The organism is Sulfolobus sp. B1 (assembly GCF_007050195.1).
GTDB lineage: Archaea > Thermoproteota > Thermoprotei_A > Sulfolobales > Sulfolobaceae > Saccharolobus.
Map to the genome: position 1 here is coordinate 1 of NZ_QIMI01000232.1, position 1,576 is coordinate 1,576.

The 1,576-nt window shown below is 37.9% G+C and carries 1 protein-coding gene; it reads left to right on the forward strand.

Annotated features, from left to right (window positions below; genetic code table 11):
• Positions 1 to 555: 555 nt before the first annotated feature.
• Positions 556 to 1,576 (forward strand): ATP-binding protein (locus DMP16_RS09770; RefSeq protein WP_185957860.1); only part of this gene is annotated, 1,021 nt, incomplete at its 3' end.

The window sequence follows — 1,576 nt, forward strand, 5'->3', positions numbered from 1 at the left end:
GTAACCTTATCCCTCCAATTCTCGAGCTTCCGTAGACGTGAAATACACTCCTAAGACATGAAGAATACAACTAGCTAGCCCATAATGCCTAACTCATTATTAAACCCTCATCAACAAGCAAATAATCACCATGTTTAATATTAACCTTGACATCGTAATTAACATTAGCCAACTTGTGGAGAGCTAGTGAGGTAGTGAAGTCTTCCAACTTGACAAGTAAGATGTTAAGGCTAATACAATCTCATCCAAAGGAATGAAAGTAAGCTTAAAAGGGTAAAGATAATTTGGGAAATCAAACCCGTTGTCGCCCTAAAAATACTTTTTCGCAATAAAGAAAATTCAATATATATCAACCAAATTGTTGTCCACACATAGGCGATAAACTTGTGAACCGCTCTAAGGGAACACTTTAGGGCGAAGAAGAGGTCAGTTGAAAAGGGAAATCATAGATTAACTACTCGCTATCCAGAAACTGTTTTAGTATACTAAAACACTTTTACGTTAAACTGTTTTATTCCATTAAAACATATATTCAAGGCATATCTTATTATAATGATGGATAGTGAAAAGCTGAAGGGCGTAATACTAGACCAAAAGGAGAGTATGGAAGAACTGTTAACAAGGGAGAGGATAATAAAGAGAGACACACCGTTTGACCTATCTAACTATTTAAACCACCCAAACATAATAGCAGTGTTGGGAGTGAGAAGGTGTGGCAAGTCTGTATTCTCCTACACGCTTTTAAGGGAAATTTTAAGTACTTTCGCATACATCAACTTTGACGATTATAGGCTAATAGAGTTCTCAACAAGTGATTTTGAAAACTTGCTAAAGGGGTTCTACGAGCTCTACGGGGACTTTAACTACATTTTACTAGACGAAGTACAGAACGTTAACGGATGGGAACGCTTCGTCAGTTCGCTTAGAGTAAATAAGACTGTAATCTTAACTGGTAGCAACTCAAAACTACTCTCTGGAGAGTTAGCTACTTCACTAACTGGTAGGCATGTGGATTTAGTCCTTTTCCCATTCTCATTTAAGGAGTTCTTAAGGTATAAAGGAAAAGAGACTCATGACATTTTCTCGATCAAGTCTAAGAGCTCACTAAAGAGGGAACTAGAAGAGTACCTCACTGTCGGTGGATTTCCAGAGACTGTTGTAATGGGCAAGCGAGTACTCAGCTCTATAATAAATGACATAATAAGCAAGGACATAATCTTTAGATACAAGGTGGCAGAGGTTAACAAGTTCAAGACCTTTGCCTATAGTATAATAAAATATTACAGTAGCGAGATAAGCGTGAGGAGGATGGCGAAGATGCTTAACATAAGTACAGCAACGTTAGAGAAATGGTTAAACGGTTTGAGAGAGTCCTACTTAGTCTTTATGCTAGAGAGGTTTAGTAGGAGCCCTAAGCCTCTGAATTCAGAGAAGAAAGTGTACGTAGTAGACACTGGGATAATTAACAACTTTACTGTAGAGAGGTCTGTCTCTAAACTAATGGAAAACGTTGTGGCTATACATCTGCTTAGGAAGAACCAGCTTGAGGGTGTAAGCTATCTGAAGGAACAAGAAT